At 43.2% G+C, this 5,195-nt stretch carries 4 protein-coding genes and 1 pseudogene; all 5 read right to left on the reverse strand.

Going from position 1 to position 5,195, the window contains the following annotated elements; all coding sequences use genetic code 11:
* Positions 1–190: pseudogene (locus CCB157_RS15265) on the reverse strand (xylose isomerase); the annotation flags it as partial.
* Between the two features lie 31 nt (positions 191–221).
* Entirely contained in the window at positions 222–2,543 is a 2,322-nt protein-coding gene (gene yicI / locus CCB157_RS15270; RefSeq protein WP_077616728.1) for an alpha-xylosidase, read from the reverse strand.
* A 56-nt stretch (positions 2,544–2,599) separates the two neighbouring features.
* The gene (locus tag CCB157_RS15275) at positions 2,600–3,418 is read right to left on the reverse strand and encodes a carbohydrate ABC transporter permease (RefSeq protein ID WP_238594740.1); all 819 of its coding nucleotides are present in this window, start codon (positions 3,416–3,418) and stop codon (positions 2,600–2,602) included.
* A 1-nt stretch (position 3,419) separates the two neighbouring features.
* Positions 3,420–4,304, reverse strand: a complete 885-nt coding sequence (locus tag CCB157_RS15280) for a carbohydrate ABC transporter permease (RefSeq protein ID WP_077616729.1) — start codon at positions 4,302–4,304, stop codon at positions 3,420–3,422.
* 70 nt (positions 4,305–4,374) lie between these two features.
* A partial coding sequence (locus CCB157_RS15285; protein WP_077616730.1) for an extracellular solute-binding protein occupies positions 4,375–5,195 on the reverse strand: 821 nt, incomplete at its 5' end.

Raw genomic sequence — 5,195 nt, forward strand, 5'->3', positions numbered from 1 at the left:
ATCGTCGCATCCCAAAAGGATCGGTACCGTTCATCGTAAATGTATGCCAATAAGCGACGGCAAAACGCAAGGTTTCTTTCATGGTTTTGTCCCCAATAACGGCATTGGGATCATAGTATTTAAAAGCCAAGGGATTTTTCGAGTCTTTTCCTTCAAATTGAATGTTGCCGACTTGACTGAAATATGCCATTTTGGTTCCTCCCACTAAAGGTTTATATGATTTACTCAAGCGTTATGAAGACTTCTCTATTGATCTCCTGCGGCGAAACCAATATACCATGAGGGTGCTTCTCCCACGTACCGTTTTCCACCAATTTGACGCCATGGCAATTGGTCAATAAGATATACCAAGGCTTGACCGCCCCTTCGACGTAAAATTTAACCGATGTCCCCTCCCTCTTGGCATATGCCACAAGCTCTCTTTTACCTTCTGTATTGTAAACGGTGGCCGAAGCATTTGCCCCATCTTTCAATTCATAAATATGGAAAGTGACGTGATCGGCGTAATCGTAATCCGGTGCGGATACGTCCTTGCCGATGGGCAAGATGGTGTTTTCTCGTACAAACAAGGGCAAACTTTTATAATCATAGATTTCCTGATACCAATGCCCGCCCTCGGCTTTTCGACCCGTCAAAAAATGTGTCCAAGTCCCTTTCGGCAAGTAATAAGAAGCTTCTCCGTCTTCATTGAAAATAGGGGCAATGAGCAACGCATCACCCAACATATATTGACGATCCAAATAATCACACGCTCGGTCATCCGGAAATTCCATAATCATTGGCCGCATCATGGGAATGCCTCGTTCCGACGCCTGACAAGCCATTGCATATAAATAGGGCATAAGCCGATATTTAAGGTGAGTAAAGTGCCTCATCACCTCAACCGCTTCTTCATCAAATAGCCACGGCACTCTGTACGAAACGTTCCCATGCAGGCGGCTATGACTAGAAAGAAGACCGAAGGCTGTCCATCGCTTGTATAAATCAGGGGTCGCAGTATTTTCAAAACCGCCAATATCATGGCTCCAGAAGCCAAAACCAGACATGGCCAAAGAAAGGCCGCCACGTAAACTTTCAGCCATGGACTCATAGGTGGCCTCGCAATCTCCACCCCAATGAACGGGAAACCGTTGGCAGCCTGCCGTAGCGGAACGGGCAAACAAAACAGCTTCCCTTTCACCTTTTTTCTCCTTTAATACTTCAAAGACCACCTTGTTATATAGAAAAGTATAATAGTTGTGCATTTTCAGCGGATCAGAGCCGTCATGATAAACCACATCTACTGGAATTCTCTCTCCGAAATCAGTTTTAAAACAGTCGACGCCCATATCGAGTAATTCCCGAAGTTTATCCGCATACCATTTGCAGGCCTCAGGATTGGTAAAATCGACGATGCCCATTCCGGCTTGCCAGAGATCCCACTGCCAAACATCCCCGTTTGGACGCTTCAACAAATAACCCTTTTCCATACCTTCATCAAAAAGTTTCGACTTTTGTGCGATGTAAGGGTTAATCCAGACACAAATTTTCAGTCCCTTATCTTTAAGCCTTTTTAGCATGGATTCAGGGCTTGGAAAAGCGTCTCTATCCCACTCGAAGTTGCACCACTCAAATTCTTTCATCCAAAAACAATCAAAATGAAATACCCGCAGTGGAATATCGCGTTCCCGCATACCATCGACAAAATGGTTCACCGTTTCTTCGTTATAGTCGGTGGTGAAGGAAGTCGTAAGCCATAGTCCGAATGACCAAGCGGGGGGCAGTGCCGGTCTGCCGGTAAGTGCCGTATATTTTTCTAAAACATCTTTCAACTCAGGACCGCTTATTATAAAATAATCCAAATATTCCCCTTGTACGCTGAACTGAACCTTTGAAACGTGCTCAGAGCCGACTTCAAAGGAAACCCACTCAGGGTGATTGACAAAAACACCGTATCCTCGATTGGTCATATAAAAGGGAATGTTTTTATATGCTTGTTCGGTGCTCGTTCCGCCATCTTTATTCCAAATGTCGACCCGTTGGCCGTTCTTGACAAAATGGGTAAACCGTTCACCAAGCCCATAAACACATTCCCCTACGCTGAGTCCCAGCTGTTCTCTCATGTAGGCTTCTTTTTTATCCGTCACGACGTAACCAAGATGTTTATATCCACTTCGGGTTAAAAGTTTTTCCCCATTGTAAAATTTGACGGTCCATTGGCCTTTTTTTTGAACTTTTACCGTTAAATCGCCGCTTTTTAATGAAAGGAAATCTTTGTCTTCATGAATGTCAACCGGAATTTCGTTGGGATTTATAAAACCTTCGGGTGCACGTTTCCTGCCGCCTTTAAAATGATATTGTTGCACACGAATTACCCCTGGCATCGGCGAGGAAAAACGGATGGTCAACAACGGAATGTTCAGCGTATCCCCCCTATGCCGGATAACTTTGCAAGGTGCATAGAGGGTCAAGGATTGATGATCGGCTTTCCAGTCACGCAAGGATTCAGGATAGTAAATTGTATACCCGTCACGGGTCAGCCAATAACCATTCGTAAATTTCATTGGACACCATCCTTCAACCGTTCCTTATCACAAAATATTTAAAAATTATTATTCAACTATTTAATTGCACCCGCCGTCAAACCTTTAACCAAATGTTTTTGAAGCAAAATAAACAGAATAAATACCGGGAGCACCGTTATAGACGCAAAAGCCATTAGGCTATTCCATTGGATACCGTAACGACCGATCGCGTTATATATACTTGCAGTCAGAGGCCACAACTCTTGATTACGGTTAAACGTCAGACTGTAGATCAAATCGCCCCAAGAGAACAAGAAAGAAATCGCCGCGCTTACAATGATGCCCGGGAACGCGATGGGCAACATGATCCTGACAAAGGCGGTGAAACGGTTGCAGCCATCGATTTGTGCGGCATCCTCAAGCTCTTTCGGTATGCCAAGAAAATACGTTCTCAGGACCAAGACTGAAAAAGGGATGCCTAACGTGGCTGAAGCTAAAATCGGACCGATATAAGTGTTTAATATCCCCAATTTGCTAAAAACGATAAACAACGGCGTTAGGATGACGGTCGGAGGCAACATCTGTGTCACCAAAAAAAACAGAATAAAGAATTTCATACCGGAAATACGAAATCTGGCTAATCCATAAGCCGAGGGGACAGCCAAAACAACAACAATTGCCGTGGAAACCAATGAAATCAAGAAACTATTGATGACGTTTCGAGTCACTCCAGAAGATAAAATATCGGTATAACTTTTTCCATATAAATGATGAGGCCAAAAGGTTGGCGGTGTTTGGAAGATTTCCCCTTGAGTTTTGATTGAAGTAATAAACATCCAATATACCGGAAATAGAAATACGAGGACGATGAGAATACCAATGATGCTCAAAATCCACTGTTTACTCCGAGTCAAGTTACATCACCTCGTCCTTCTGAATCATCCGAAGATAAATCAAACTGATGATAAACAATATGACAAAAAGAATATTTGCTACCGCGGCACCAAGACTGAAATGAAATTGAGTGAAAGATAACGTGTAGGAATATGTAGAGAGAACTTCTGTTGCATTAATAGGGCCACCGCCCGTCATGACATATACCAAGTCAAATACTTTGAATGTATAAATAAAACCAAGAATCATGACGACCATGATGACCGGCCTTAAAAGGGGGACCGTGATATAAAAGAATTTTTGAAACGCATTCGCTCCATCCAGGCTAGCGCTTTCATACACCTCATCGGGTAAAGAACTCAGGCCGGTGGACAACAGAATCATATTAAACGGTATGCCTACCCAAATATTCGCTATAATGACAGCCCACAATGCCACATGAGGATTGGTTAGCCATTCAATAGGATGGTGAACGATTCCAAGTGCCTCTAAAATTTGATTAATGATCCCCGACTCATCACCCATCATGAATTTGAACAAAAGGGCTGTAATGGTTAGAGGAATCAACCAGCTTACCATCAAAATACCGCGCAGAACCGGAGCAAAGCGAAATTTTAGATTAAAAAACAATGCGAGTAAAAAACCGATCAAAAATTGGAAAAACACGCTGCCAATAGTGTAGATAAAGGTATTTTTTAATGAAATCCAGAAGACGTGATTCTTAAAAAGATCCGAGTAATTTTTCCAACCGATAAAATGGCTGTCGTTGGTTGCCATATTCATGAGATTAACATCTTTAAAACTGAGAATAATATTGTAGATTAGTGGATAGCCGATAAGCGCCAGCATATAGAGAATGGCGGGGAGAACAAAAAGATAGCCTATTCGATTCCCTTTTTCAGACATGTGAATCTCCTTCTCCACATAATATGAATTTGAGAGAGGTCCTCCCATAACCAAAGGAGGACCTATGCTTCTACTGATTAAGGTTTTTGATGGTTTGAGCCGCTAAATCCAGCGATTTCTGCGGCGATTCGGTTTGTGTCAGCACTTTTTGAATAGCGACTTGAATGGCCGCCGATACTTCAGGCCATTTAGGAGAAGGGCCGCGCGGGACTGCGACATCCATTTCCGGAATGAAAGCGCTCAGATATTTGTCGTTTTTCCAGTGATCTGATGTTTCCAAAACGTCTTTCCGCGGCGGGAAAATATTCGTATTAGCCGCATAAGGTTCCAATTGTTTCGGATCTTCAAGCCATGTTAGGAATTTCCATGCCTCGTCAACATGTTTGCCTTTGACGATCGTCAAGTTGCCCCCACCGAGAACAGAAGCGCTCTTTTTATCTTTTGGTATCATGGCAATGCCATAATTCAAGTTGGGCGCATCTTCTTGAATCCGCGAAATATTCCATGGTCCGTTGATCATCATTGCTACTTTCCCTGCTGCGAATTGTTTAGCGATATCATCTTGCGTCGCGTTGACGACATCCTTACTCATAGAACCGTCCTTAAGTAATTCAGCATACAGGCTTAACGCTTTAACTCCTTCCGGAGAATTGATTTGTTGGTAATCTCCCCCTGCAGAGATTAAAAAGGGGTAAAACTGGAACGTCGATTCTTCGGATTTAACGCCTGAAATCGCGAAACCATAATGTTCATTATTCGTCAATCTCTTCGCATCCGCTTTCAATTCATCCCAAGTTTTGGGCGGCTCCTTTATACCGGCTTCCTTAAACATATCCTTGTTGTAGAACAGAGCAAGGCAGTTGCTCTCATAAGGAAGCCCATAATAGCGGC

The organism is Caenibacillus caldisaponilyticus (assembly GCF_002003465.1).
Taxonomy (GTDB): Bacteria; Bacillota; Bacilli; order Bacillales; family Sporolactobacillaceae; genus Caenibacillus; species Caenibacillus caldisaponilyticus.

Excerpts from the sequence above, each read along its gene's own strand:
- yicI (WP_077616728.1), bottom strand. The coding sequence starts at position 2,543 with ATGAAATTTACGAATGGTTATTGGCTGACCCGTGACGGGTATACAATT.
- CCB157_RS15280 (WP_077616729.1), bottom strand. The coding sequence starts at position 4,304 with ATGTCTGAAAAAGGGAATCGAATAGGCTATCTTTTTGTTCTCCCCGCC.